Genomic DNA, 24,557 nt, shown 5'->3' with positions numbered 1-24,557 from the left:
TGTCTTCTCGCAAAGCCGTCAACCTCACGGTTGTCGCCTGCATAGGGGCGCATTATCTCGGTAAGCCTGCTTTTCTTTGTGAAAGACAGCACTTTTACTAGGGGAATAGCCTCTGATTTACGTCGACAGATCTGATTCCATTTGCCGGCCAAGCTGCAACCCGCAGCCCGCTAATTGTTTGATTTCGCATTACGTCTTACGCCATTGCTGCGTTTTTGCGCGATCAGACAAATTTTATAATTCCACCGTTTTCCCTGTTTAACGAGAATCAACGCGGAAAGTGACTGCATTATTCCACTGCTGATGCCGTTATAGCAAGGTGACTTTTCCTTAACTGCGGAAGAAATCGCAAACGTTCAAATCGGCTTGCTGCCTTATTGTCCGCTGGGGTTTCGCCCGCCGTCAGAGAGACAGTTAAGCACAGAAAAAGATGTGGCGCTATTCACGCGCTCTATTTAGAATCCCGCACCATGAAAACGAACAATCCAGCAGTACAATTCATCACGATTTCCGACGACGAAGCCGGTCAGAGAATCGACAACTTTCTGCTCGCTCGCCTGAAAGGCGTGCCGAAGAGCATGATTTATCGCATCGTGCGCAAAGGCGAGGTGCGGGTTAATAAAGGGCGCATCAAGGTCGAATACAAATTGGCGGCCGGCGACGTGGTGCGCGTGCCGCCGGTGCGCGTGGCCGAGCGCGAAGAGGCGCCGGTGTCGGCGAAGCTGGATAAGGTGGCGGCGCTGGCCGACTGCATTCTGTATGAAGATGACCACCTGCTGATCCTCAACAAGCCTTCCGGCACCGCGGTGCACGGCGGCAGCGGCCTGAGCTTCGGCGTGATTGAAGGGCTGCGGGCGCTGCGCCCTGAGGCCCGTTTCCTGGAGCTGGTGCATCGGCTCGATCGCGATACCTCCGGCGTGCTGTTGGTTGCCAAGAAGCGTTCCGCGCTGCGTTCGCTGCATGAGCAACTGCGGCTGAAGGGCATGCAGAAGGATTATCTGGCGCTGGTGCGCGGCCAGTGGCAGTCCCACTGCAAGGCCGTACAGGCGCCGCTGCTGAAAAACATTCTGCAAAGCGGCGAACGTATCGTGCGCGTCAACAGCGAAGGCAAGCCTTCGGAAACCCGCTTCAAGGTGGAAGAGCGTTACGAATTCGCCACCCTGGTGAAGGCCAGCCCAATCACCGGGCGTACCCACCAGATCCGCGTGCACACCCTGCATGCCGGGCATCCGATCGCCTTTGACGATCGCTACGGCGACCGCGAGTTCGATCGTCAACTGGCGGGTACCGGCCTGAAGCGTCTGTTCCTGCACGCCGCGGCGCTGCGCTTCGAGCATCCGGCCACCGGCGAAACGATGCGTATCGAAGCGCCGATGGACGAAGAACTGCGTCATTGCCTGCAAGTGCTGCGCCGACAGGCCGCCAAATAATCCGCGTCACACCAGCGGGTTGATGCCTTCAGCCCGCAACATCTCCAACAGCGCGATCAACGGCAGGCCGACCAGGGCGTTCGGATCCCGGCCTTCCAGCCTGTCGAACAACGCGATCCCCAATCCCTCGCTTTTGAAACTGCCCGCGCAGTTCAGCGGTTGCTCCAGACGCACATAGGCGGCGATCTCCGCTTCGCTCAGCGCGCGAAAATGCACGTGGAAAGGCTCGCACAGGGCCTGCAGCTGCTTGCTGCGGCCGTTGTACAGCGCCAGGCCAGTATAGAAGGTCACGGCCTGGCCGCTTGCCTGGCGCAGCTGCGCGCGGGCGTTTTCCTCGGTATGGGGCTTGCCGGTGATGCTGCCATCGATCACGCAGACCTGATCGGAACCGATGATCAGATGCTCGTGGTAGGCGAGGGCCAGCGCCTGAGCCTTCGCTGCCGCCAGGCGCAGCACCAGCGCTTCCGCGCCTTCGCCCGGCAGCGGGGTTTCATCCACCTCCGGCGCGGCGCAGTCGAACGGCAGCTGCAGTTTCTCCAGCAGCATTTTTCGATAGGGGGAGGTGGAGGCTAAAAGCAATCTCTGCATAATTTTTTTCGCAAACCGTAGCGTAAATGGGTACGGCATTTTAAACTGTCGGCCGCTGTGGAAGCGAATATTGGTGAAAGGAGCCGTTTTACGGCCTTTTTCTTTGACTCTATGTCGTTACAAAGTTAATATGCGCGCCCTATGCAAAAGGTAAAATTACCCTTGACCATTGATGCGGTACGTACCGCTCAGAAACGCCTGGACTATGCTGGTGTCTATGCGCCTGAGCAGGTTACTCGTGTTGCCGACTCCGTGGTCAGTGTGGACAGTGATGTTGAGGTGTCGTTGTCGTTTAATATCGACAATCAACGCCTCGCGGTGATAACAGGGCATGCGGACGTCACGGTAACGTTGATGTGCCAACGCTGTGGAGTCCCGTTCGAACATCAGGTTCACACAACATATTGTTTTAGCCCGGTCGTCAATGATGAGCAGGCTGAGGCATTACCGGAAGCGTACGAACCGATCGAAGTTGACGAGTTTGGCGAAGTCGATCTGTTGGCAATGATTGAAGACGAAATTATTCTTTCACTGCCTGTCGTTCCGGTACATGAATCTGAACACTGTGAAGTGTCCGAAGCGGACATGGTATTTGGCCAACTGCCTCCCGAGGCGGAGAAACCGAATCCGTTTGCCGTATTAGCCAGTTTAAAGCGTAAGTAATTGAGGAGTAAGGTCCATGGCCGTACAACAGAATAAACCAACCCGTTCCAAGCGTGGCATGCGTCGTTCTCACGATGCTCTGACCACGACTACTCTGTCTGTAGACAAAGTATCCGGTGAAACTCACCGTCGTCACCACATCACTGCCGACGGTTTCTACCGCGGTCGCAAGGTTATCGGCTAAGTAGCGATACCTTGACTCGTCTAACCCTGGCGTTAGATGCAATGGGCGGGGACTTCGGTCCCTGCGTCACAGTGCCTGCTTCGTTGCAGGCACTGGCCTCTAATTTACAGCTTCATCTCTTGCTGGTCGGTAATCCCGACGCCATCTCCCCTTTGCTTGCCCACGCCGATCCGGTTCTTCTGGAGCGTCTGCAAGTCGTGCCCGCCGAGTCTGTGATCGCCGGCGACGCCAAACCTTCACAAGCGATACGCGCCAGCCGCGGCACGTCGATGCGCATTGCGCTCGAACAGCTCAGCAGCGGCAACGCGCAGGGCTGCGTCAGCGCCGGCAATACCGGCGCGCTGATGGGATTGGCGAAGCTATTGGTCAAGCCATTGGAGGGCATTGAGCGCCCGGCGCTGATGACGGTGATCCCGAACCAGCAGCGCAGCAAAACCGTGGTGCTGGATCTGGGCGCTAACGTCGAGTGCGACAGCACCATGCTGGTGCAGTTTGCCGTGATGGGCGCGGTGATGGCGGAAGAGGTGATCGGCATTGCGCAACCGCGGGTGGCGCTGCTGAATATCGGCGAAGAAGAGACCAAAGGCCTGGATAATATCCGGGAAGCGGCCGCTGTGCTAAAAAATACTCCGGCAATCAACTATATTGGTTACCTGGAAGGAAACGAACTGCTCACCGGCAAGACCGATGTGTTGGTCTGCGACGGCTTCGTGGGCAACGTCACGCTGAAAACCATGGAAGGGGTGGTCAGGGTGTTCTTATCGCTGCTGAAATCGTCCGGCGATGGAAACAAGCGAGCCTGGTGGCTGAAATTGTTGGGCCGTTGGTTGCAAAAACGGGTGGTCAAGCGGTTCGGCCACCTGAACCCCGACCAGTATAATGGCGCATGTCTGTTAGGATTGCGCAGCACCGTAGTCAAGAGCCACGGCGCTGCGAACCCTCACGCGTTTGCAGTCGCAATCGAACAGGCTGTGCAGGCGGTGCAGCGGCAAGTCCCGGAAAGGATTGCTGCGCGCCTTGAGGCTGTATTACCTAAGAGTGACTGATCGTACATGTATACAAAGATTCTCGGTACGGGGAGTTATTTGCCCGTACAAGTGCGCACCAATGCTGATTTGGAAAAAATGGTGGATACCTCTGACGAGTGGATCGTCACGCGTACCGGTATTCGCGAACGTCGCATCGCCGCTGCGGATGAAACCGTCGCGACGATGAGCTTCCAGGCCGCTGAGAAAGCTCTGGAAATGGCAGGTGTGGCTAAAGAAGACATTGGGCTTATCGTCGTGGCGACCACCACGACGACTCACGCGTTCCCGAGTGCGGCGTGCCTGGTGCAGCAAATGTTGGGCATCAAAGACTGCGCGGCGTTCGATCTGGCTGCGGCCTGCGCCGGCTTTACTTATGCGCTCAGCGTGGCCGATCAGTACGTGAAAAACGGCGCGGTCAAACATGCGCTGGTTATCGGCGCGGACGTCTTGTCGCGCACGCTGGATCCTGAAGATCGCGGCACCATCATTCTGTTTGGTGATGGCGCAGGGGCGGTGGTGCTGGGGGCTTCTGAAGAGCAGGGCATTCTGTCTACCCACCTGCATGCCGACGGCAGCTACGGCAGCCTGCTGACGCTGCCTTACAAGGATCGTCAGAATCAAGACAAGCCGGCCTATGTCACCATGGCGGGCAATGAAGTATTCAAGGTTGCGGTCACCGAACTGGCGCGCATCGTCGATGAGACGTTGCAGGCCAACAACATGGACCGCAGCGAGCTGGATTGGCTGGTGCCGCACCAGGCCAACCTGCGTATCATCAGCGCAACGGCGAAAAAACTGGGCATGGGGATGGACAAAGTGGTGGTGACGCTCGATCGTCACGGCAACACCTCTGCCGCCTCGGTGCCTTCCGCACTGGACGAAGCCGTGCGAGACGGGCGAATTCAGCGTGGCCAGCTGGTGCTGCTGGAAGCCTTCGGCGGCGGCTTTACCTGGGGCTCGGCGCTGGTTCGTTTCTGATTTGAACAGGAATAAAAAATGACGCAATTTGCTTTTGTTTTCCCGGGCCAGGGGTCACAGGCCGTTGGCATGCTGGCCGAATTGGCCGCACAGTTCCCGATCGTCGAAGAGACTTTCGGCGAGGCCTCTTCCGCGCTGGGTTACGATCTGTGGCAGCTGGTGCAGCAAGGCCCGGCGGAAGAGCTGAACAAGACCTGGCAGACCCAACCGGCTCTGCTGGCGGCTTCTGTGGCGATTTTCCGCGTGTGGCAGCAGCAGGGCGGTAAAGCGCCCGCATTGATGGCGGGCCACAGCCTGGGCGAATACTCGGCGCTGGTCTGCGCCGGCGTGCTGGACTTCAAGGCGGCGATCCGCCTGGTCGAGCTGCGCGGTAAGCTGATGCAGGAAGCGGTGCCGGAAGGCACAGGCGCTATGTACGCCATCATCGGCCTGGACAACGACGCGATCGCCAAGGCGTGCGAAGAGTCCGCGCAGGGACAGGTGGTTTCTCCGGTCAACTTCAACTCGCCGGGCCAGGTGGTTATCGCCGGCAATAAAGAAGCGGTTGAACGTGCAGGCGCCGCCTGTAAAGCGGCGGGCGCCAAACGTGCACTGCCGCTGCCGGTGAGCGTGCCTTCGCACTGCGCGCTGATGAAACCGGCCGCCGACAAGTTGGCCGTGGCGCTGAAGGACATCACCTTCAACGCGCCGCAGGTGCCGGTGGTGAACAACGTCGACGTACGTACCGAAAACGATCCTGAAGCGATCCGCAGTGCGCTGGTGCGTCAGCTGTACAGCCCGGTGCGTTGGACCGAGAGCGTTGAATTTATCGCAGCACAGGGAGTGACGTCGCTGCTGGAAGTGGGGCCGGGCAAAGTGCTGACCGGTCTCACTAAACGTATTGTTGACACCCTGACGGCTGCGGCGGTGAACGACACCGCCAGCCTGTCGGCGGCGCTTGAACAATAAAGAGGAAAATGATGAGCTTCGAAGGTAAAATCGTTCTGGTCACCGGCGCGAGCCGCGGTATTGGCCGAGCTATTGCAGAAACGTTTGTGGCCCGCGGCGCCAAAGTGATCGGCACCGCGACCAGCGAGAGCGGCGCTGAAGCGATCAGCGGCTACCTGGGCGCAAACGGCAAAGGGTTTATGTTGAACGTTGTTGATGCGCAATCTATCGACAGCGTGCTGGCATCGATTCGCGCCGAATTTGGCGAAATCGACATTTTAGTGAATAATGCCGGCATTACGCGTGATAACCTGCTGATGCGTATGAAGGATGATGAGTGGGAGGATATCCTCGACACTAACCTGACTTCCGTATTCCGCCTGTCAAAAGCGGTAATGCGCGCTATGATGAAAAAGCGGTTTGGCCGTATCATCACCATCGGTTCCGTTGTCGGCACCATGGGGAACGCAGGGCAGGCGAACTACGCGGCGGCTAAAGCCGGTCTGATTGGTTTTAGCAAATCTTTGGCACGTGAAGTTGCTTCTCGTGGCATTACGGTCAACGTCGTGGCACCTGGCTTTATTGAGACGGACATGACACGGGCGTTGACAGATGATCAACGCGCAGGCATTTTGTCATCAGTTCCAGCCAACCGGCTGGGCGATGCTAAAGAAATCGCCAGCGCTGTTGCATTTTTGGCCTCTGATGAGGCCGGCTATATCACCGGTGAAACGTTACATGTCAATGGCGGCATGTACATGATTTAAAAAATGTGAAAACCATTTGCGTTATTTGAGGCAAAAACCGCAAAATAGCGTAAAATCGTGGTTTGACCAGCCGGGATTTAGTTGCATCTTTTTCAGCATTTTATACACTACGAAAACCATCGCGAAAGCGAGTTTTGATAGGAAATTTAAGAGTATGAGCACTATCGAAGAACGCGTTAAGAAAATCATTGTTGAGCAACTGGGTGTTAAACAGGAAGAAGTTTTGAACAACGCTTCTTTCGTTGAAGATCTGGGCGCTGATTCTCTTGACACCGTTGAGCTGGTAATGGCACTGGAAGAAGAATTCGACACCGAGATTCCAGACGAAGAAGCTGAGAAGATCACTACTGTTCAGGCAGCTATTGATTTCATCAACGCTAGCCAGCAGTAAGAGAACATATCTAGGCGGTCGTTCGACCGCCTAAGTTTTTTCTATCCCTAGTGTCATATTTTTCCCTCCCTGGAGGACAAACGTGTCTAAGCGTCGAGTAGTTGTGACCGGACTGGGCATGTTGTCTCCTGTCGGCAATACGGTAGAGTCCACGTGGAACGCTCTTCTTGCCGGTCAGAGTGGCATCAGCCTGATCGACCATTTCGATACCACTGCCTATGCGACCAAGTTTGCTGGCCTGGTAAAGAATTTTAATTCTGAGGATTTCATCTCTCGCAAAGATGCGCGCAAGATGGACGCCTTTATCCAGTACGGTATCGCTGCGGGCATGCAAGCCATGCAGGATGCAGGTCTGGACATCACCGAGGCTAACGCCAGCCGCATTGGAGCCGCGATCGGTTCCGGCATCGGCGGCCTGGGTTTGATTGAAGAAAACCACAGTTCACTGGTTAACGGTGGCCCACGGAAAATCAGTCCGTTCTTCGTGCCTTCCACCATTGTGAATATGATTGCAGGTCACCTGACAATCATGTACGGCATGCGTGGCCCAAGCATTTCCATCGCCACCGCCTGTACTTCAGGTGTGCACAACATCGGCCATGCCGCGCGTATCATTGCTTACAATGATGCGGATGTGATGCTGGCCGGTGGGGCAGAGAAAGCCAGCACCCCATTGGGCGTCGGCGGCTTTGGCGCAGCGCGCGCCCTGTCCACCCGTAATGACAACCCGCAGGCGGCGAGCCGTCCGTGGGATAAAGACCGCGACGGCTTCGTGCTGGGCGACGGCGCCGGCATGATGGTGCTGGAAGAGTACGAGCACGCGAAAAAACGCGGCGCGAAAATCTACGCCGAAGTGGTGGGCTTTGGGATGAGCAGCGATGCTTATCACATGACGTCGCCGCCGGAAAACGGCGCAGGCGCTGCGCTGGCGATGGAAAATGCCCTGCTTGACGCCGGTGTGACCCCGTCACAAATCGGCTACATCAATGCGCACGGCACCTCTACGCCGGCGGGCGATCAGGCGGAAGCGCAGGCGGTGAAATCCGTCTTCGGCGCTGATGCCCAGCGCGTGCTGGTGAGCTCGACCAAATCGATGACCGGCCACCTGTTGGGTGCGGCGGGCGCGATCGAGTCTATCTTCACCGTGCTGGCGCTGCGCGATCAGGCGGTACCGCCGACCATCAACCTGGATAACCCGGATGAAGGTTGCGATCTGGACTTCGTGCCTCACGAAGCGCGCCAGGTCAGCGATATGGAGTACACCTTGTGTAACTCCTTCGGCTTTGGCGGCACCAACGGCTCGCTGATCTTCCGCCGAGTGTAACTCGCGTGGTTGTTCGCTGATGAAAGCCCGGTTTTTAACCGGGCTTTTTTGCGCGCGCAATTTGACGGAGAGGGGCATTTGCAGGGGGGTTATTTAATATTTTTCGCCGCTTGCAAGATGGATTGATTGCCAAGTGTAGCCTGCCACATGTCGAATTGAGTACGCCATTCTTCGAAGGGGGCGCCCAGTGAGCGCGGATCGCCGCTCATGGAATAAGCCATCCCCTCAATCAGCCATGAGGGCTTGGTCAACATGGCGAGATTACCGAAGGATTCTGCCTGCCGATAGTGGATCATTTCATGCGTTAAGTAGAACGCTGTCCAACCGCGTGGTGCAACAATCAGACCGAGATCACCAATCGCAGCGGCGGCCCGTTTTCCCATGCCGAACATCTCGGCGCAGGCTGCTGCGCTGCAGAACACGACTCGAGGGCTGCCGATAAATGGTCCGACGGCGTTACTGGCGTGCGCATAGCCGGTTAGATAAAGCTTTTGAGCATCTACTAATTTTGCGACATCATCCGTGCAGAGGGTTGCTGTTGGGCATGTTATTCCCGGCAGCAATGAGGGGAAGGCAACGCGCAGCGGCTTTATGGTCAGCAGCCCGGCAGTTATCAGAATGGTAAATAAAATTATAATTATTGATAATATTTTTTTGTATTTCATGCGGATAGCCTAATTTTTCCAATGAGCTACCATAACACCAGCCGAGCTGGATGATAAGTGGTCATATTGAGCGCTTTTGCATTAACGGCCGCCTGCTATTCTGCGAGCGTAATGAAATCACCCGGCAACAGGAGGAAGCATGTACTGGATTAACGGACAACGCCACGATGCGCTGGCGCCGAGCGATCGTGGCCTGCAGTTCGGCGACGGCTGCTTTACTACCGCCCGGGTTATCGACGGTAAAATCGAGCTGCTGCCCTGGCATCTGGAGCGGCTGCAGCAGGCGGCCCAACGGCTGATGCTGCCCGCCACCGATTGGCCGGCTTTCGAGCGCGAGATGGCGCAGGCGGCAGAATCAATTTCGCTCGGCGTGGTCAAAGCGATACTGACGCGCGGCAGCGGTGGACGAGGCTACAGCCCGACGGGGTGCGAAAACCCGACGCGCATCGTCGCCCGCAGCAGCTACCCTGCGCACTATTTGCAGTGGCGCGAGCAGGGCATCACGCTTGCGCTCAGCCCGGTGGCGCTGGCGCGCAATCCGCTGCTGGCGGGGTTGAAGCATTTGAACCGCCTGGAGCAGGTGCTGATCCGCGCGCATCTTGACCAGACGGCCGCCGACGAGGCGCTGGTGCTTGACACTGCCGGTATGCTGGTGGAATGCTGTGCGGCTAATTTATTCTGGCGTAAGGGAAAAGCGGTGTTTACCCCTGACCTGAGCCAGGCGGGCGTCGCGGGCCTGATGCGGCGACGGGTGATCGCGCTGCTGGCGGGATCGGAATACCGTCTGCACTGCGTCAGCGAGCCGCTGGAGACGCTGGCCGATGCCGACGAAGTCCTGGTGAGCAACGCGCTGATGCCGCTGCTGCCGGTAAACGTTGCTCAATCATGGCGTTATCATTCGCGCCAGCTGTATGATTTTTTGCGTCCACACTGTTAACCATGGCTGATTGATGAAGAAAAGAAAGCTGAAGGTCCTGTCTGTTATTGTTGTTCTGGCATTGGCGCTGCTGTTTTGGGGCTACCAGAAGATCGAACGCTTTGCCGATACGCCGCTGGCTATCCAGCAAGAGACTATCTTCAAACTGCCTGCCGGCACCGGCCGGGTGGCGCTGGAAGGGTTACTGGTACGCGATAAACTGGTGCGCAGCGGCCGCTGGTTCCAGTGGCTGCTGAAACTGGAACCGGAGCTGGCGGAGTTCAAGGCCGGAACCTACCGGTTCACGCCGGGCATGACGGTGCGCCAGATGCTGAAACTGTTGGCCAGCGGTAAAGAGGCGCAGTTCACCGCGCGCTTTATCGAAGGCTCACGCCTGCGTGACTGGCAGCAGGTGCTCCAGCAGTCCAAATACCTGAAACACACCCTGGCGGGCAAAAGTGACGCGGAGATCGCCGCCGCGCTCGGCATTGCTGCAGGAGAAACCCCGGAAGGGCGGCTGTACCCGGATACCTACCAGTATACCGCCGGCATGAGCGACATCGCGCTGCTCAAACGCGCCCACGTCCGCATGAACAAAGCGCTGCAGGCCGCCTGGGACGGCCGCGACACCAGTCTGCCGTACAAAACGCCGGAAGAGCTGCTGACCATGGCATCGATCGTCGAGAAAGAGACCGCCGTGCCGGAAGAGCGCAGCAAGGTGGCGTCGGTGTTCGTCAACCGTTTGCGTCTCGGCATGCGTCTGCAGACCGATCCGACGGTGATCTACGGCATGGGCGAGAGCTATAATGGCAACATCACGCGCAAGGATCTGGAGACGCCGACGCCTTACAACACCTATGTGATCGCCGGCCTGCCGCCAACGCCGATCGCCATGCCGGGCGAGGCCTCGCTGCGAGCGGCCGCCAATCCGGCCAAAACGCCATATCTCTATTTTGTCGCCGACGGCAAGGGTGGGCATACCTTCACCACCAATCTGGCGAGCCATAACCAGGCGGTGCGCGTGTACCGCCAGGCGTTAAAGGAAAAGAATGAAAAGTAAATTCGTTGTAATCGAAGGGCTGGAAGGCGCGGGCAAAACCACCGCGCGCGACACGGTAGTCAATGTGCTGCGTGAACATGGCATCAACGACATCGTCTTCACCCGTGAACCCGGCGGCACGCCGTTGGCGGAGAAGCTGCGCGACCTGTTCAAGCGCGGCATCGACGGCGAATTGCCGACCATCAAGGCCGAAGTCTTGATGCTGTACGCTGCGCGCGTGCAGTTGGTGGAAACCGTGATCAAACCCGCCCTGGCGCGTGGCGCCTGGGTGGTGGGCGATCGCCACGATCTCTCTTCACAAGCCTATCAGGGCGGCGGCCGTGGCGTGGATCCGCAGCTGATGACCTCGCTGCGCGACACCGTGCTGGGGGATTTTCACCCGGATCTGACGGTCTATCTCGATCTGCCTCCGCTGGTCGGCCTGCAACGCGCACAGGCGCGCGGTCAGTTGGATCGCATCGAGCAGGAGGCGCTGCCATTCTTCGAACGCACCCGCGCTCGCTATCTCGAACTGGCGGCGCAGGACGAAACGATCGTCACCGTCGACGCCGCCCAGCCGCTGGAGCAGGTGACTGCGGCGATCCGCGACTGCGTCAGCCACTGGCTGCGGCAGCAGGAAGGCGCATAATGAACTGGTACCCGTGGCTGAATGGCCCTTATCGCCAGCTGATTGGGCAGTACGCCGACGGCCGTGGCCATCATGCGCTGCTGCTGCATGCGGCGGCGGGCAATGGTGACGATGCGTTGGCCTACGGCCTGAGCCGTTGGTTGATCTGCCAACAGCGCAACGGCGAAAAAAGCTGCGGCGAGTGCCACAGCTGCCGGTTGATGCTGGCGGGCAATCACCCGGATTATCACGTGTTGGCGCCGGAAAAGGGCAAGAGCAGCCTGGGCATCGAACCCATCCGCCAGGTGATTGAAACGCTGTACGCCCATGCGCAACAGGGCGGCGCCAAGGTGATTTGGCTGCCGCAGGCGGAACAGCTGACCGAGGCGGCGGCCAACGCGCTGTTGAAAACGCTGGAGGAGCCGCCGGAGAAAACCTATTTTCTGCTGGGTTGCCGTGAGCCGTCGCGGCTGATGGCGACGCTGCGCAGCCGCTGCCTGTACTGGCATTTGGCCAGCCCGGATGAGCAGCTCAGCCTGCAGTGGTTGGGCCGGCAGGCGGCGGGCTCTCAGACAGACCGAGTCACGGCGCTGCGCCTGCACGACGGCGCGCCCCTGGCCGCCGAGCAGCTGTTGCAACCGCAGCAGTGGCAACAGCGCGGCGCCCTGTGCGCCGCATTGAGCGCCGCGCTGCCGCAACGCGATATGCTGTCGCTGTTGCCGGTGCTAAACCATGAAGACGTCGCCGAACGCCTGCATTGGCTGTGCGCGTTATTGGTGGACGCAATGAAGTGGCAACAGGGCGCGCATCACTATGTATTGAATCAGGATCAGCAGCCGCTGGTGCATCAGCTGGCCAGCCTGCTGAGCAGCGCTTCGCTGCAACAGATTGTGCAGCAGTGGCTGAACTGCCGTCATCAGCTGCTCAGCGTAGTGGGCGTCAACCGCGAGCTGCTGCTGACCGAACAGTTACTTCGCTGGGAACAGATGCTTGGCGCCGCCGGCTATTCCCAACCTCATTCGCTGTAAAGTAAAAGAGTTAAAAATTATGTTGTTAGTCGATTCTCATTGCCACCTTGACGGCCTGGATTACCAAACGCTGCACCAGAATGTGGACGACGCGCTGGCCAAGGCCAAGGCGCGCGACGTCGGCTATGTGCTGGCGGTCGCCACCACGTTGCCGGGTTACCGTTCCATGACCGAATTGATCGGCGAGCGCAACGATGTGGCTTTCTCCTGCGGGGTGCATCCGCTTAATCTGGAAGAGGGCTATGATTACGCCGAGCTGCGTCGCCTGGCGGCGGCGGAACAGGTGGTGGCGCTGGGAGAGACCGGGCTCGATTACTTCTACCAGAAAGACAACCTTGAGCTGCAGCAGGACTCTTTCCGCGAACATATCCGCATTGGCCGTGATCTGAACAAGCCGGTGATCGTCCACACCCGCGAGGCGCGCGCGGACACGCTGGCGATCCTGCGTGAAGAGAACGCGCAAGACTGCGGCGGCGTGCTGCACTGCTTCACCGAAGATCTGGCCACGGCCGAAGCCTTGCTGGATCTGGGCTTCTACATCTCCTTCTCCGGCATCGTCACCTTCCGCAATGCCGAACAGCTGCGCGAAGTGGCACGCTACGTGCCGCTGGATCGCATGCTGGTGGAAACCGACTCGCCTTATCTGGCGCCGGTGCCGCATCGCGGCAAAGAAAACCAACCCGCCTATGTGCGTGATGTGGCTGAATACATGGCGGTATTGAAGGGCGTCAGCCTGGAACAGCTGGCCGAAGCGACCACCGCCAACTTTTCACGCTTATTTCACCTCGAACTGTGATCTTTGACCTAGGCTATAGCGGTAGGTCATTGTCTGCGTAATTTTTTTTAAGCTCGTAATTAATCACTGAAACGGGTAAGGTTCGCTCCCGTTTCAGGGTGATTGGCGCGCGTTTTTTGCTCTGTTTTGCCAAAAAAACGCCGGTTTATGCAAAGTTGCCGCGGCTCGATCATCGAAACGTGATTGTCATCAAACATTGCGCAGGCTATTTATTTTACTCTGCGTAATAAATTCAAGGGGTGCTCAGACACCCTGAATTGCAGGGGTTTTTCTCCCCCCCTTGCAGCGCGACCAATCGCGACAAGAAGTAGCAAAGCATTATTACTCAGGAGCACACTCAACTATGTTCAAGAACGCATTTGCAAACCTGCAAAAAGTAGGTAAATCGCTCATGCTGCCGGTGTCCGTGTTGCCTATCGCAGGTATCCTGCTGGGCGTCGGTTCCGCCAACTTTAGCTGGCTACCTGCGGTAGTCTCCCACGTGATGGCGGAAGCGGGCGGTTCGGTCTTCGCCAACATGCCGCTGATTTTCGCCATCGGCGTCGCCTTGGGCTTCACCAACAACGACGGCGTTTCCGCGCTGGCGGCAGTGGTGGCTTACGGCATCATGGTGAAAACAATGGCGGTGGTTGCGCCGCTGGTGCTGCACCTGCCGGCTGAAGAAATTGCGGCCAAACACCTGGCGGATACCGGTGTGCTCGGGGGGATTATCTCCGGCGCCATCGCGGCCTATATGTTTAACCGCTTCTTCCGCATTCAACTGCCGGAATACCTGGGCTTCTTTGCCGGTAAGCGTTTCGTGCCGATCATTTCCGGTCTGGCGGCGATCGTTCTGGGCGTAGTGCTGTCCTTCATCTGGCCGCCGATCGGTACGGCTATCCAGACCTTCTCGCAGTGGGCGGCTTATCAGAACCCGGTCGTGGCCTTCGGCATTTACGGCGTGGTTGAGCGTGCTCTGGTACCGTTCGGTCTGCACCACATCTGGAACGTCCCGTTCCAAATGCAAATTGGTGAATTCACCAACGCGGCGGGCCAGGTGTTCCACGGTGATATCCCTCGCTACATGGCGGGCGACCCGACCGCGGGCAAACTGTCCGGCGGCTTCCTGTTCAAAATGTACGGTCTGCCTGCAGCGGCCATCGCCATCTGGCACTCGGCCAAGCCGGAAAACCGCGCGAAAGTCGGCGGCATCATGATCTCCGCCGCGCTGACCTCGTTCCTGACCGGTATCACTGAGCCGATCGAGTTCTCCTTCATGTTCGTCGCGCCGATCCTGTACGTGATCCACGCTATCCTGGCCGGCCTGGCGTTCCCAATCTGCATCCTGTTGGGCATGCGTGACGGCACCAGCTTCTCGCACGGCCTGATCGACTTTATCGTACTGAGCGGCAACAGCAGCAAAATCTGGCTGTTCCCAATCGTCGGTATCGTCTACGGTCTGGTGTACTACACCATCTTCCGCGTGCTGATCGCCAAGTTGGATCTGAAAACGCCGGGCCGTGAAGACACCGCTGCCGAGCAGACTGCGCAGGGCGGTTCCGAAATGTCCGCCGCGCTGGTTCAGGCCTTCGGTGGTAAAGAAAACATCACTAACCTGGATGCTTGCATCACCCGTCTGCGCGTCAGCGTGGCCGACGTGTCCAAAGTCGACCAGGCGGGCCTGAAGAAACTGGGCGCAGCCGGTGTAGTCGTCGCTGGCTCCGGCGTGCAGGCCATCTTCGGCACCAAGTCCGACAACCTGAAAACCGATATGGACGAATACATCCGTAATCACTGATTCAGGCAGGGGAGTTATCAAGGGAGGCGAAAGCCTCCCTTTTTTGTTGTTTATTTTATTGAAAAATATTGGTTTTATATTTTTAGTGGCCACATTTTTACCCATCTGGTTTGCTCTGTGTCTGGCATCTCTATGAAAACAGATGATAAAAAACCCCGCTCAAAGGCGGGGCCGGTTCACAGTGACAGGTTCAGCTGATCACGCCCATAGTGGGACGTTGGGAAGGCGTCTTGCGGGATAAAGTCGGGTGGTAGTTCTTCGCGCGGGCCGCGCTTTGTTACCAGCTTTTCAACGCTGTTTAGCGTCGTGAACGTGATACTGCATTCGAAATTCTGACACTGATGATATTGGCGTATCGTCATTTCACTGAGACGGCGACTGGTACGGGTGCGGGCCATAGCACCGCAGATCGGGCAAACAAACATGATGGCCTCCCATGGCGGGAGTTGAACTCCCCGTTATTATGGCCGTCACTTCTCACTTTCCGCAATCCATTCAGGTATTTTAGCCTCCAGTTCCAGCCGCGTGGTAAATCCGTTCCCGTCGATCGAATGGCTCGCCCTGGCGATTATCCAATCCTGATTATCAATATCCGTTTTAAATCCCGATACCGTGCCGTGCTGCTCCGGGTATAAATCGGCGCGGCCGTAGGCCAGGGTTAGGGTAAATTCAGCCGCGCCGCGTTTGAGCTGCTGCCATTTTGCGCGCGGCCCGTTTGGCAGCCGTTTCGTTATTGTAGGTTTTGCGCAGGACATAGACGTTACCGTCGGCCCCCTCGATGTAATCACCCTCGCGGCGGCTGCTGCGCTGCACTTTCTTTTTTGCCGGCTTGCGGGCCTTCACCGTGACCTTTTTCTTTTTCCCGAATTCCAAATCGAGCCAGTACGCGCGCACGCCGGTATAGGCATCACGATCGGCAATGCGGAAGGCGTGACGATCGCCGCTGCTGCGTGTGATGGCGAAGGAGGGCAGCGCCTTACCGTTGGCGCTGACGCCACCACCGGGCAGGATAAACAGCAGACTGCCATTTTTCACCGTGGCAATGGCGCCCAGCATTTCGGCCATGCGCGTCAGGAATGACATGTCGCTTTCTTGCGTCTGGTCGGCGTGGTCAATCTCTACCTCCATGAGTTGCTGCGAGATGATGGCCTTCAGGTTGTAGCGCCGGGCGATCGCTGACACCACCCGTTCTACGGTGACGTCATGCCAGGACACCTCGCGCTTGACGTTGAACTCGTCGCGAAAATCGGCACTTCTGGCGGTGATCGTCAGCGTATCAGGCGGCCCGGCGTGCGCTACTTCATCGACGATAAAAATGCCTTTGTAAACCAGTGCTTCACCGTGCCAGCCCATCGACGCGGACACTTCAGCGCCGCGCGGCGGCAGCTGCAGCTGGCCGTCAGTATCGTCCACGGTGATCGTCAGCTCGTCGGCCTCAAAGCCGCGGTTGTCGGTCATCTCCAACGACAAGACGCGCTCATCCAGTTTGGTCAGCTCCTTGCCGCCAAGCAGGACGCTGAACGCCGGCACGCGCGACAGCTCCGTCTGGTAATCGTTGAACGTGCTGGCGCCGCCACCCAGCAGTGATTTGGCCTTGTCGATCGCGTCAGTAGTCAGTGCCATGGCTCCCCCTTTGGCGCTGATGGTTTCATGCGCGCGCGACGGGGAAAACCGCGCGTTGTTGTCGCCGGCGGATGACAACCAGCGCCGCGTGTTGCGCCGGCGTTTTTCGGCGAATATCACCACGAACTCACAAGCATGATGGCGGTACAGTATGACCGACAATTTTTTCCATGGTGCGCGCGTCAAAGAGGATACCGACCTGCAGACCGCGATCAATGACGTTGACTCAACAGTCATTGGTCTGGTCGCGGTGGCGGATGATGCTGACGCAACCACCTTCCCGTTAGATACGCCGGTGCTGATCACGCGGGTAATCAGCGTACTCGGCAAGGCCGGTAAAACCGGTTCGCTCTATAAATCCCTGAAGGCCATTTCCGACCAGGTCAGCACACGCGTGATCGTGGTACGTGTAGCGGCAGCCGGCACGGAAGACGGCGCGAAAACCCAGTCGCAGCTGATTATCGGCGGTTCCCAGGCGGACGGCAGCTATACCGGCATGTTCGCGCTTTTGACCGCCGAGCAGAAAGTCGGCTACCGGCCGCGCATTCTTGGCGTGCCGATGTATGACACGCAGGAAGTCACCGCACAGCTGCGGGTGATTGCCAAGCAACTGCGGGCGTTTTCCTACAGCTATTGCGACGGCTGCGAGACGATTGCCGAGGCAAAAACCTATCGCCAGCAGTTTGCCGAGCGTGAGGGCATGCTGATTTGGCCGAATTTCATCGCCTATAACCCGGAGAGCGGCAAGAACGAAGAGTTCCCGGCGGTGGCGTATGCGCTGGGGATGCGTGCGAAGATCGATAACGAGCAGGGCTGGCATAAGTCGCTGTCAAACGTGGCGGTCAGCAACGTGCTCGGCATTTCCAAAGACGTCTTTTGGGCGCTGCAGGCGGAGGACTCCGACGCCAACGAGCTAAACGCCAACGAAGTCACCACGCTGATTAAGCGTGATGGCTTCCGCTTCTGGGGCAACCGCACCACGGACAAAGACGAGTACATCTTCGAGGTGTACACCCGTACCGCGCAGATCCTGGCGGATACCATCGCTGAGGCGCAATTTACCACGGTAGACAGTCCGCTTACGCCGGCAAACGTCAAGGATGTGGTCAGCGGTATCAATGCCAAACTGCAGGGGCTGGTCACCGCCGGTCGGTTGATTGGCGCCGCGTGCTGGTTCGATATCGTCGATAACCCGACAACCGGCATTCGGCAAGGCAAAGTTGTGGTGCGTTACAACTACAGCCCGGTGCCGCCACTCGAAGATCTGACCATGATCCAGACCTTCACCGATCAATACTACGAAGCGGCCTTCGCGTCGCTGGGAGGGGCATAAGTGGCTATCCCTAAAAAGCTTCGGTTGTTCACGCTGTATGTGGACGGCACCAACCACATCGGCAAGATCCCCAGCGTCACCTTGCCAAAGGTCACCCGCAAGACGGAGGACTATCAGGGCGGCGGCATGCAAGGTGCCGTAGCGGTAGACCTCGGCCTTGACGGCGGCGCGCTTGATGCGTCGATGGTGGTCGGCGGCGTCGTTGAAGAGCTGATCCTCAAGTACGGCGGCGATATTGACGACATGCGTCTGCGCTTCGTCGGCGAAATCTACAGCGGCGGCACCAGTTCGCTGATGGAAGTGGAAATGCGCGGCCGCATCACTGAAATCGATCCGGGTGAGGCCAAGCAGGGCGATGACACCAACCATACCTACGCCATCAAGAACACCTACTACAAGCTGTCGGTTGATGATAAGGCGTTGCTGGAAATTGACCTGCTGAACTTCATCTACAAGCGCGACGGGAAAAACCTGTACCCCGATCGCATTGTGTCAGCCCTCGGCCTCGGCGGCTGATCGTTAACCCTTAACATACTTTGAAGGCGGCACGCGTGGCCGCCTGGAGAACATGCACATGTCAGTAACGCTCACTACCCCGATCAAGCGCAACGACAAAGAGATCACCATCGTCTCTATCACCGACACCATCAAGCAGGCCGGCTCGCTGCGTGGTCTGCGCCTGGTCGACGTGCTCAACTTCGACTATGACGCCGTTTCAACGCTGCTAACGCGCGTCACTGCGCCGGCACTGACCGCCGCCGAGATCGCCACGCTGGATACCGGTGACTTTGTGGCGTTCATTGAAGAGATGACGCCTTTTTTGACCAAAGCGGCGCCGTCCGTACCGAACGTGGCGGAGACGGGGAACAAGTAAGGGAACCGCTTTTTGTCAGCGTTGACGACCTCATCGCTGACATTGCTGTAGTTTTTCACTGGCCGCCCTCCGAGATGTACGGCATGGAGCTGCGCGAGCTGATGGCATGGCGCCAGCGCGCCGCCATCCGCAGCGGCAACCATGACGATGACGAGGATGACCATGGATCTTAGTATTCGCGTCGCGTTTAACGCGATCGACAAACTCACCCGACCGGTTAAAGCCGCTAGCAAAGCTGTTAGCGGCCTTTCTGACTCCCTCAAGAAAACGCAAAACGCCGTTAAAGACCTGGACAAGCAAGCCGCCAGCTTTGACCGCCTGCGCTCGCAGGCCAACGACACGGCACAGAAGATCAACCGTGCGAAGCGCGAGTTTAACGGACTGAATCAGACCGTTAGAGAGGGCGGGCAACTGACCGACGCCCAGGCCGCGCACCTGGAAAACCTGCGCGGCAAGCTGTCCCGACTGACGCAAACCTACAGCCAGCAAACGGCCAAGCTGCGAGAGGCGGCCCAGGCGGTACGGCAGCATGGCGTCAACCTGTCCGCCGGCAGCGGTGCGGTACAAAGCGCCATCCGACGAACAGAGCAATATAACCAGCAGCTTGAGCGCGAGCGGCGGCAGCTGGCCGCTGTTACCCAGGCGCAAGCCGGTTACACCCGCGCCAAAGATGCCGCCGGCAAACTGCGCGGCGCTGGCATGGGGATGGTTGCCGGCGCATCGGTTGCCGGGTATACCGGCGGCCGTTTCCTGGCGCCGGCTGTGGGGTTCGATGCCGAAATGTCGCGCGTGCAGGCGCTGACGCGACTGGATAAAAGCTCCTCGCAGCTGGCCGACCTGCGCGCCCAGGCGAAAAAGCTCGGCGCCGAAACGGCCTTTACCACCCGCGACGCGGCCAGCGGGCAGGCGTTCCTGGCGATGGCCGGCTTTACGCCGCAGGCGATTCAGGCCGCGTTACCTGGCGTGCTCAACATGGCGCTGGCCGGCGGGATGGATCTCGGTGAGTCCGCAGATATCAGTTCGAACATCCTTTCGCAGTTCCGCCTCGATCCGAAGGAGATGGATCGCGTCAGTGACGTGCTGACGGGGGCTTTCACCCGCACCAACACCGATCTGCAGAACATCGGCGAGGCGATGAAGTACGCCGGTACGGGGTTATCTAACCTTGGCGTCAGCGTTGAGCAAACAACGGCGATGATCGGCGTGATGGCGAACGTGGGTCTGCGCGGCAGTATTGCCGGTACTGGGTTGCAAACCACGTTCTCACGCCTGGCCGCGCCAACGAAAAAGGCCAACGACGCGCTTAAGGAGTTGGGCGTCACCGTGGCCGACTCCACTGGCAAGATGCGTCCGGCCGAGGACGTTCTCACTGACCTTTACAAATCGATCAAGAAATACGGCGCCACCGATCAGCTCTCGTTCTTCAAGGATATCGCGGGCGAGGAAGCCGCGAAGTCATTCCAGGCGCTGGTTTTATCTGCCGGCAGCGGCGAGTTGCAGAAGTTGCTGGCTGATCTGAAGAAATCGCAGGGTGAGGCGCTGAAGGCCGCCAAGGTGATGGCGGATAACCTCGGCGGCGACCTGAAGGAGCTGGACTCCGCCTGGGAAGGCTTCCGCATCCAGGTTGAAGAAACTGCCGACGGCCCGCTGCGCAAACTGACGCAGGGGCTGAGTGAAGCGATCAACGCCGCGAGCCAGTGGGTGAAAGAAAACCCGCGGCTGGCGCAATCCATTCTGTTGACCGCCGGCGCTGTCACCGCCCTGGTGGCCGCGTTGGGGATCGCCAGCCTAGCAACCGGCCTGCTTATTGGGCCGCTGGCTAAGCTGCGTTTGGGCTTCACGTTGCTGACGGGCGGGCGCGGTCTGATGGGAACCGTTAGCGCACTGCGGGGCTTCGTTGGCGCCGGCGGCAACGCCATGGCAAGGATCAGCGGCTGGTCGCGCGTGTTGGCTTCGCTCTCTGGTGGCTTCCGTGGGCTGCTTGGCTCACTGGCGTCGCTGCGCAGCATGCTGATGGGCGTATTTATGGCACCGTCGGCAGCGCTGGGTTCATTGGTGCGTAGCGTGATGGGGTTGGCGTTGCGGCTGACGGGCCTGTCAACGCTATGGGGCATTCTCACCGGTGCTATTTCAGCGCTGGGGGCGGCGCTGTCGTTTCTGCTGAGTCCGATCGGGTTGATTGGCGCCGCCTTTGTCGCGGCCGGCGTACTGATTTGGAAATATTGGGAGCCGATCAAGGCGTTCTTTGTCGGCTTTGGTGCTGGCGTCATGGCGGCGCTGGCGCCGCTGCGTGACGCATTTGCACGTATCGCACCGATCTTTGGCGTGATTGGCGATGCCCTCGGCCGCGTGTGGGACTGGTTCACCAAGCTGCTGACGCCGATGCAGACCAGCAAAGACACGCTGGACAAATGCGCCAGCGCCGGTGAGACGTTCGGACGAGTGTTCGGCACCGCGCTGCAGGTGCTGCTGTATCCGCTGTCAAAACTGATGGATGGTGTGGGCTGGCTGCTGGAGAAGATGGGCCTCATCCCGGATGGCATCGAGCAGGCCAGGCGTAAGGCCGAAGAGCTGCGCAATCAGCCCGCGATGTGGGAATGGGATCCGCAGCAGAAAAAAATGGTGAAGAAGGGGTGGGGCTGGGCCGGCCCCGGTCTGCCTACTGGCCCGGCAACTGTTGATCCGAAGCTGGGCGGCTCACCACCCCCGGCACTGACTGGCGACACGGGCACGCTACGCCGCCTGAACGAGATCGCCGGCAACACCAAGGCGACCGCCGACAATACCAACGCCACCAAACGCATCGGGCCGGGGGACATCGTCTTCAAAAATCTGCCGCGTGCGCTGGCACTGCGTGGGGCGTACCAGGAAGCGCGGGTGATGTCGCAACCGGTGCCGCGTGTGGCGGCCGCTGCCGGCGGCGGGGTACTCTCGGTGCCGTCGGCGTCACAACCGGCCGCGATGGCGCCGGTGTCCGCACCTGGCGGCGGTGGGCCCATCTTCCAGTTGGTCTTTAACGACGTCGGCCAGCGTTCGGATCAGGAGCTGGAAAGGATGGTGCGCAGCGCAGTGCGTGATGCGATGGCCAGCACAGCCAGAGGTAACCGCGGGTCATTCCGCGATCGAGATTAACGGGAGTTAAAAACATGATGATGGTATTCGGGATGTTCGTTTTTACGCTGCGCACGGCGCCTTATCAGCAGCTGCGCCACTCTCAGGACTGGCGCCACGTCAAGAACGATCGCATTAACCAGTCTGCCGGCTGGCAGTATATCGGGGCGGGGGATGACAGTATCACGCTTGACGGTATGCTCTACCCGGAGATCACCGGCGGTAATCTGTCGCTGTCGAGCCTTGAGACCATCGGCTTTACCGGCCGGCCCTGGCCGCTGATCGAGGGGGATGGGCGTATTTACGGCATGTACGTGATGACGCGGTTAGAACGGGGTAAGTCGGAGTTTGACCGCTACGGCAACCCGAAAAAGATCGAGTTCTCCATCAGCCTGAGCCGTGTCGACAGCGATTTTCGCGAGAAGCTGCAAACGACGTCGGCGAGTGACGTGCTCGGCGAGCTGCGCACCAGCGCCAGCCGGGCGATCAACTCGGTGACAAAATCGGTAAACGGTCTGTTTGGGTGAGGTATAGCGCGATCTGACTGTACTCGATACCGGCAGATATAGACGGCGCCGGCTGTGCTGCAGGAGAAGAAAAAGCCCCGAAAGGGGCTTTTTTATGCGGCTCGATACCAGCACATAAGCTTGATATGGCTTTCAACAATGCTGAATGCCTGGCCGCCGCCGACCTCGGCAGATGTTATTTCGAGGCTGTGGCTGTGCTTACCAATGTCTACCGTGTGATTGTGCTTGCCAATATCGACGGTGTGGCTGTGCTTGCCGTTCTGGCTTGTCCAGTTAAGAGAATGTGCGCCGTCATTGTCGGTGCCGGATATGGTTTCACCGTATTTCTCACCCGGCCCTCGCATGCCGCCCTGGTGCGCGTGCTCGCCGCCTTCTGACGTCCATTTCGTACCGTGGTCAAATTCCGACGCCCACCTGGTGCCGTGGTCAAACTCGCCCACCTGGCCGCTGACGCCGTGGTTGTGCTTCGGCATGTTCCCGACACTCAGCGTCACCGTATCTGCGCCGCCTGTTCCCATCACATCGGAGCCGTCTTCTTTAGCGATCCGGATAGACTTATTTTCGCCGGTGTAATACCAAAGCGTGCCGGGCCACTGCTTGTTAGGGTTGAGGAACGTCGCGAAAAATTTCACGTCGCCGATGGGATACATTTCATCAAACGTGACTTTCTGGCGCGCCAGCTCGTAGGCGTCGTTTGCACGCTGTACGGCCTGCCGCACCTGGTTATTCACATATTCGACGGTTGCCAGCACCACGGACGGATCCACCTTCAGCGTCACGGCCTCGGTGCTGCTGACGCGCAGCAGCATGCGCACCGTGGAAATCCGCCCGGAGCCTTCCTCAAGCATCGGTTTGTAGGTTGCCGGCAGACTGCCATCGGCGATGCGCTCGCCGGTGTCGTCATAAATCGCCGTTCCGTGGATCCAGAATCCGCCGACGTTTTCAGGGATCACCATTTCCACGAACAGCACGCCATCTTCCACCACTGATAGCGTGTTAACCTCGGCGCGGTACATTTCTGTTTCGCCATCGGTGACGGTCATGTGCGTGATGTTCAGCCGTGTGCCATTGGCGATGGCCTCGGCGATCTTCCGTTCGCCGGCGGCGGTTAATTGGCTGCTGTAGATCGGCATACGTCCCCCTTTACAGCTTCGCTTTGACGGCGTTCAGGCGGTCATAGATGATTGCGCGCTCGTCCAGACTCGCCAGCCCCGGCACGATCAGCATCATAGCGAGATCGCCAAAGAAACCGTTTCTGAATGGACTACCGGCACCACCGATAATCAGCTGCCGTGATGCTGGCGTGTTGAACGGAATGGCGGGAACCGCTTTTTTCTGTCGCAATACGCCGTCGATCTCAATCAGGTGATGCTCTGGCGTGATCTCGATGTAGCCCGTGTGCCAAATCCCATCGTCAACAAACGTCGTATTCAGCGGGTAGTTGTTGTCCGTCACCGGTGAGTTAGTGCCGTGGTTCATCCACAGCGCTGTGCCGGTGTACGCATCATCGCGAAAGCGCAGGGCCATCAGATTGGGTGATGTGTCGTTATTGCCGAGGATATTACCTCCGGTGCCTTGATAGCCGCCCTGATTGCGCAGTGGTACGCGGTAAACCATCGCCAGCACAAAAACGCCATGCTGTGGGATGGCTTCGTATTCACCGGCCGCCAGCACCGCACCGGGTGCCGACGGGCCACGGCCCAGCCCGAAATTGAGCACCGGAGTGCCTTTTTCCGAGTTGATCACACGCGGGAATACGCTGGGATTCAGCGGTAGCCATGATGTATTGCCAGAGCGGTCATCAATTGACGTGACATTTGTCCCGCTGACATTCACGCCGCTGGTCGATTCGATCCACAGCGACGGATCCATGTACAGAATGTTTTCTTCCTGTTCTGTCAGGTCATACGATGGCAGATAGCCGTTTTCAAATTCGTCTTGTCCTTCAAATACCAGCATT

General features: G+C 58.6%; 26 protein-coding genes and 1 pseudogene. 21 read left to right on the top strand and 6 right to left on the bottom strand.

The window, feature by feature from the left end; translation table 11 throughout:
* Positions 1 to 470 precede the first annotated feature (470 nt).
* On the top strand, positions 471 to 1,430 hold the full coding sequence (rluC, locus tag ITX55_RS04840) for a 23S rRNA pseudouridine(955/2504/2580) synthase RluC (RefSeq protein WP_004927787.1): 960 nt from the start codon (positions 471 to 473) through the stop codon (positions 1,428 to 1,430).
* Between the two features lie 6 nt (positions 1,431 to 1,436).
* Here rluC and ITX55_RS04835 read toward each other — a convergent pair whose 3' ends face one another.
* On the bottom strand, positions 1,437 to 2,018 hold the full coding sequence (locus ITX55_RS04835) for a nucleoside triphosphate pyrophosphatase (protein ID WP_089192586.1): 582 nt from the start codon (positions 2,016 to 2,018) through the stop codon (positions 1,437 to 1,439).
* A gap of 141 nt (positions 2,019 to 2,159) precedes the next feature.
* On the opposite strand from ITX55_RS04835, the gene yceD reads away from it, so the two are divergent.
* The 8 genes from yceD to fabF all read left to right on the top strand — a co-directional run bounded on the left by yceD (position 2,160) and on the right by fabF (position 8,280).
* A complete protein-coding gene (gene yceD, locus ITX55_RS04830) occupies positions 2,160 to 2,681 on the top strand; it encodes a 23S rRNA accumulation protein YceD (RefSeq protein ID WP_004927780.1) in 522 nt (173 codons plus the stop codon).
* A 16-nt stretch (positions 2,682 to 2,697) separates the two neighbouring features.
* Positions 2,698 to 2,865 carry a 50S ribosomal protein L32 gene (rpmF, locus tag ITX55_RS04825; RefSeq protein WP_004927778.1) on the top strand — a complete coding sequence of 56 codons (168 nt, stop codon included), beginning with the start codon at positions 2,698 to 2,700 and terminating at the stop codon, positions 2,863 to 2,865.
* A gap of 11 nt (positions 2,866 to 2,876) precedes the next feature.
* Complete coding sequence (gene plsX / locus ITX55_RS04820; protein ID WP_071841648.1) at positions 2,877 to 3,911, top strand: phosphate acyltransferase PlsX; 1,035 nt, start codon at positions 2,877 to 2,879, stop codon at positions 3,909 to 3,911.
* 6 nt (positions 3,912 to 3,917) lie between these two features.
* Complete coding sequence (locus tag ITX55_RS04815; protein ID WP_033642683.1) at positions 3,918 to 4,871, top strand: beta-ketoacyl-ACP synthase III; 954 nt, start codon at positions 3,918 to 3,920, stop codon at positions 4,869 to 4,871.
* An 18-nt stretch (positions 4,872 to 4,889) separates the two neighbouring features.
* Positions 4,890 to 5,819 (top strand): ACP S-malonyltransferase, encoded by a 930-nt coding sequence (gene fabD / locus ITX55_RS04810; protein WP_033642684.1) that lies wholly within the window; start codon positions 4,890 to 4,892, stop codon positions 5,817 to 5,819.
* Between the two features lie 11 nt (positions 5,820 to 5,830).
* Positions 5,831 to 6,565, top strand: a complete 735-nt coding sequence (fabG, locus tag ITX55_RS04805) for a 3-oxoacyl-ACP reductase FabG (protein ID WP_004928729.1) — start codon at positions 5,831 to 5,833, stop codon at positions 6,563 to 6,565.
* Between the two features lie 154 nt (positions 6,566 to 6,719).
* Entirely contained in the window at positions 6,720 to 6,956 is a 237-nt protein-coding gene (gene acpP / locus ITX55_RS04800) for an acyl carrier protein (RefSeq protein ID WP_004719003.1), read from the top strand.
* Positions 6,957 to 7,038: 82 nt separating this feature from the next.
* Positions 7,039 to 8,280 (top strand): beta-ketoacyl-ACP synthase II, encoded by a 1,242-nt coding sequence (fabF, locus tag ITX55_RS04795; RefSeq protein WP_033642685.1) that lies wholly within the window; start codon positions 7,039 to 7,041, stop codon positions 8,278 to 8,280.
* Between the two features lie 89 nt (positions 8,281 to 8,369).
* Here the strand turns inward: fabF and ITX55_RS04790 are convergent, their stop codons facing one another.
* Positions 8,370 to 8,945: a hypothetical protein gene (locus tag ITX55_RS04790; RefSeq protein ID WP_197801255.1), complete on the bottom strand. Its 576-nt coding sequence runs from the start codon at positions 8,943 to 8,945 to the stop codon at positions 8,370 to 8,372.
* 139 nt (positions 8,946 to 9,084) lie between these two features.
* On the opposite strand from ITX55_RS04790, the gene pabC reads away from it, so the two are divergent.
* The 6 genes from pabC (at position 9,085) to ptsG (ending at position 15,129) form a co-directional block, all read left to right on the top strand.
* On the top strand, positions 9,085 to 9,882 hold the full coding sequence (gene pabC, locus ITX55_RS04785; protein ID WP_033642686.1) for an aminodeoxychorismate lyase: 798 nt from the start codon (positions 9,085 to 9,087) through the stop codon (positions 9,880 to 9,882).
* A 13-nt stretch (positions 9,883 to 9,895) separates the two neighbouring features.
* The gene (mltG, locus tag ITX55_RS04780) at positions 9,896 to 10,921 is read left to right on the top strand and encodes an endolytic transglycosylase MltG (protein ID WP_042784205.1); all 1,026 of its coding nucleotides are present in this window, start codon (positions 9,896 to 9,898) and stop codon (positions 10,919 to 10,921) included.
* On the top strand, positions 10,911 to 11,549 hold the full coding sequence (gene tmk / locus ITX55_RS04775) for a dTMP kinase (protein WP_033642688.1): 639 nt from the start codon (positions 10,911 to 10,913) through the stop codon (positions 11,547 to 11,549). The genes mltG and tmk overlap by 11 nt, the downstream gene beginning before the upstream one ends.
* On the top strand, positions 11,549 to 12,556 hold the full coding sequence (gene holB, locus ITX55_RS04770) for a DNA polymerase III subunit delta' (protein ID WP_033650744.1): 1,008 nt from the start codon (positions 11,549 to 11,551) through the stop codon (positions 12,554 to 12,556). The genes tmk and holB overlap by 1 nt, the downstream gene beginning before the upstream one ends.
* A 19-nt stretch (positions 12,557 to 12,575) precedes the next feature.
* Positions 12,576 to 13,352 (top strand): metal-dependent hydrolase, encoded by a 777-nt coding sequence (locus ITX55_RS04765; RefSeq protein ID WP_042784208.1) that lies wholly within the window; start codon positions 12,576 to 12,578, stop codon positions 13,350 to 13,352.
* Between the two features lie 343 nt (positions 13,353 to 13,695).
* Positions 13,696 to 15,129: a PTS glucose transporter subunit IIBC gene (gene ptsG / locus ITX55_RS04760; RefSeq protein ID WP_016928184.1), complete on the top strand. Its 1,434-nt coding sequence runs from the start codon at positions 13,696 to 13,698 to the stop codon at positions 15,127 to 15,129.
* Positions 15,130 to 15,305: 176 nt separating this feature from the next.
* Here ptsG and ITX55_RS04755 read toward each other — a convergent pair whose 3' ends face one another.
* Both ITX55_RS04755 and ITX55_RS04750 read right to left on the bottom strand, forming a co-directional pair.
* Positions 15,306 to 15,554 (bottom strand): ogr/Delta-like zinc finger family protein, encoded by a 249-nt coding sequence (locus tag ITX55_RS04755; protein WP_072062302.1) that lies wholly within the window; start codon positions 15,552 to 15,554, stop codon positions 15,306 to 15,308.
* 45 nt (positions 15,555 to 15,599) lie between these two features.
* Positions 15,600 to 16,752: pseudogene (locus ITX55_RS04750) on the bottom strand (phage late control D family protein).
* A 151-nt stretch (positions 16,753 to 16,903) separates the two neighbouring features.
* Here ITX55_RS04750 and ITX55_RS04745 point away from each other — a divergent pair.
* Genes ITX55_RS04745 through ITX55_RS04720 form a run of 6 tightly spaced genes read left to right on the top strand, consistent with a single transcriptional unit; the run spans position 16,904 to position 22,597 of the window.
* Complete coding sequence (locus ITX55_RS04745; RefSeq protein ID WP_149505984.1) at positions 16,904 to 18,085, top strand: phage tail sheath subtilisin-like domain-containing protein; 1,182 nt, start codon at positions 16,904 to 16,906, stop codon at positions 18,083 to 18,085.
* Positions 18,086 to 18,601, top strand: a complete 516-nt coding sequence (locus tag ITX55_RS04740) for a phage major tail tube protein (protein ID WP_060436783.1) — start codon at positions 18,086 to 18,088, stop codon at positions 18,599 to 18,601.
* Between the two features lie 58 nt (positions 18,602 to 18,659).
* Complete coding sequence (locus ITX55_RS04735; protein ID WP_048233363.1) at positions 18,660 to 18,959, top strand: tail protein; 300 nt, start codon at positions 18,660 to 18,662, stop codon at positions 18,957 to 18,959.
* Positions 18,960 to 18,991: 32 nt separating this feature from the next.
* Positions 18,992 to 19,132 (top strand): GpE family phage tail protein, encoded by a 141-nt coding sequence (locus tag ITX55_RS04730; RefSeq protein WP_071531441.1) that lies wholly within the window; start codon positions 18,992 to 18,994, stop codon positions 19,130 to 19,132.
* A complete protein-coding gene (locus ITX55_RS04725) occupies positions 19,122 to 22,091 on the top strand; it encodes a phage tail tape measure protein (RefSeq protein ID WP_223084853.1) in 2,970 nt (989 codons plus the stop codon). Before ITX55_RS04730 ends, ITX55_RS04725 begins: the two co-directional genes overlap by 11 nt.
* Before the next feature lie 14 nt (positions 22,092 to 22,105).
* Positions 22,106 to 22,597, top strand: coding sequence for a phage tail protein (locus ITX55_RS04720; RefSeq protein ID WP_223084851.1), 492 nt, complete (start codon positions 22,106 to 22,108; stop codon positions 22,595 to 22,597).
* Between the two features lie 92 nt (positions 22,598 to 22,689).
* Here ITX55_RS04720 and ITX55_RS04715 read toward each other — a convergent pair whose 3' ends face one another.
* A complete protein-coding gene (locus tag ITX55_RS04715) occupies positions 22,690 to 23,730 on the bottom strand; it encodes a phage tail protein (RefSeq protein WP_223084849.1) in 1,041 nt (346 codons plus the stop codon).
* A gap of 10 nt (positions 23,731 to 23,740) precedes the next feature.
* Positions 23,741 to 24,556, bottom strand: coding sequence for a hypothetical protein (locus ITX55_RS04710; RefSeq protein WP_223084848.1), 816 nt, complete (start codon positions 24,554 to 24,556; stop codon positions 23,741 to 23,743).
* Position 24,557 lies beyond the last annotated feature (1 nt).

It is taken from the genome of Serratia sp. EWG9 (genome assembly GCF_019913725.1).
Lineage (GTDB): Bacteria > Pseudomonadota > Gammaproteobacteria > Enterobacterales > Enterobacteriaceae > Serratia > Serratia ureilytica.
The sequence above is the reverse complement of the archived record's forward strand: the minus strand, read 5'-3'. Positions and strand labels throughout refer to the sequence as shown.

Excerpts from the sequence above, each read along its gene's own strand:
- rluC (WP_004927787.1), top strand. The coding sequence starts at position 471 with ATGAAAACGAACAATCCAGCAGTACAATTCATCACGATTTCCGACGAC.
- ITX55_RS04835 (WP_089192586.1), bottom strand. The coding sequence starts at position 2,018 with ATGCAGAGATTGCTTTTAGCCTCCACCTCCCCCTATCGAAAAATGCTG.
- yceD (WP_004927780.1), top strand. The coding sequence starts at position 2,160 with ATGCAAAAGGTAAAATTACCCTTGACCATTGATGCGGTACGTACCGCT.
- rpmF (WP_004927778.1), top strand. The coding sequence starts at position 2,698 with ATGGCCGTACAACAGAATAAACCAACCCGTTCCAAGCGTGGCATGCGT.
- ITX55_RS04815 (WP_033642683.1), top strand. The coding sequence starts at position 3,918 with ATGTATACAAAGATTCTCGGTACGGGGAGTTATTTGCCCGTACAAGTG.
- fabD (WP_033642684.1), top strand. The coding sequence starts at position 4,890 with ATGACGCAATTTGCTTTTGTTTTCCCGGGCCAGGGGTCACAGGCCGTT.
- fabG (WP_004928729.1), top strand. The coding sequence starts at position 5,831 with ATGAGCTTCGAAGGTAAAATCGTTCTGGTCACCGGCGCGAGCCGCGGT.
- acpP (WP_004719003.1), top strand. The coding sequence starts at position 6,720 with ATGAGCACTATCGAAGAACGCGTTAAGAAAATCATTGTTGAGCAACTG.
- ITX55_RS04790 (WP_197801255.1), bottom strand. The coding sequence starts at position 8,945 with ATGAAATACAAAAAAATATTATCAATAATTATAATTTTATTTACCATT.
- pabC (WP_033642686.1), top strand. The coding sequence starts at position 9,085 with ATGTACTGGATTAACGGACAACGCCACGATGCGCTGGCGCCGAGCGAT.
- mltG (WP_042784205.1), top strand. The coding sequence starts at position 9,896 with ATGAAGAAAAGAAAGCTGAAGGTCCTGTCTGTTATTGTTGTTCTGGCA.
- tmk (WP_033642688.1), top strand. The coding sequence starts at position 10,911 with ATGAAAAGTAAATTCGTTGTAATCGAAGGGCTGGAAGGCGCGGGCAAA.
- holB (WP_033650744.1), top strand. The coding sequence starts at position 11,549 with ATGAACTGGTACCCGTGGCTGAATGGCCCTTATCGCCAGCTGATTGGG.
- ITX55_RS04765 (WP_042784208.1), top strand. The coding sequence starts at position 12,576 with ATGTTGTTAGTCGATTCTCATTGCCACCTTGACGGCCTGGATTACCAA.
- ptsG (WP_016928184.1), top strand. The coding sequence starts at position 13,696 with ATGTTCAAGAACGCATTTGCAAACCTGCAAAAAGTAGGTAAATCGCTC.
- ITX55_RS04755 (WP_072062302.1), bottom strand. The coding sequence starts at position 15,554 with ATGTTTGTTTGCCCGATCTGCGGTGCTATGGCCCGCACCCGTACCAGT.
- ITX55_RS04745 (WP_149505984.1), top strand. The coding sequence starts at position 16,904 with ATGACCGACAATTTTTTCCATGGTGCGCGCGTCAAAGAGGATACCGAC.
- ITX55_RS04735 (WP_048233363.1), top strand. The coding sequence starts at position 18,660 with ATGTCAGTAACGCTCACTACCCCGATCAAGCGCAACGACAAAGAGATC.
- ITX55_RS04725 (WP_223084853.1), top strand. The coding sequence starts at position 19,122 with ATGGATCTTAGTATTCGCGTCGCGTTTAACGCGATCGACAAACTCACC.
- ITX55_RS04720 (WP_223084851.1), top strand. The coding sequence starts at position 22,106 with ATGATGATGGTATTCGGGATGTTCGTTTTTACGCTGCGCACGGCGCCT.
- ITX55_RS04715 (WP_223084849.1), bottom strand. The coding sequence starts at position 23,730 with ATGCCGATCTACAGCAGCCAATTAACCGCCGCCGGCGAACGGAAGATC.
- ITX55_RS04710 (WP_223084848.1), bottom strand. The coding sequence starts at position 24,556 with ATGCTGGTATTTGAAGGACAAGACGAATTTGAAAACGGCTATCTGCCA.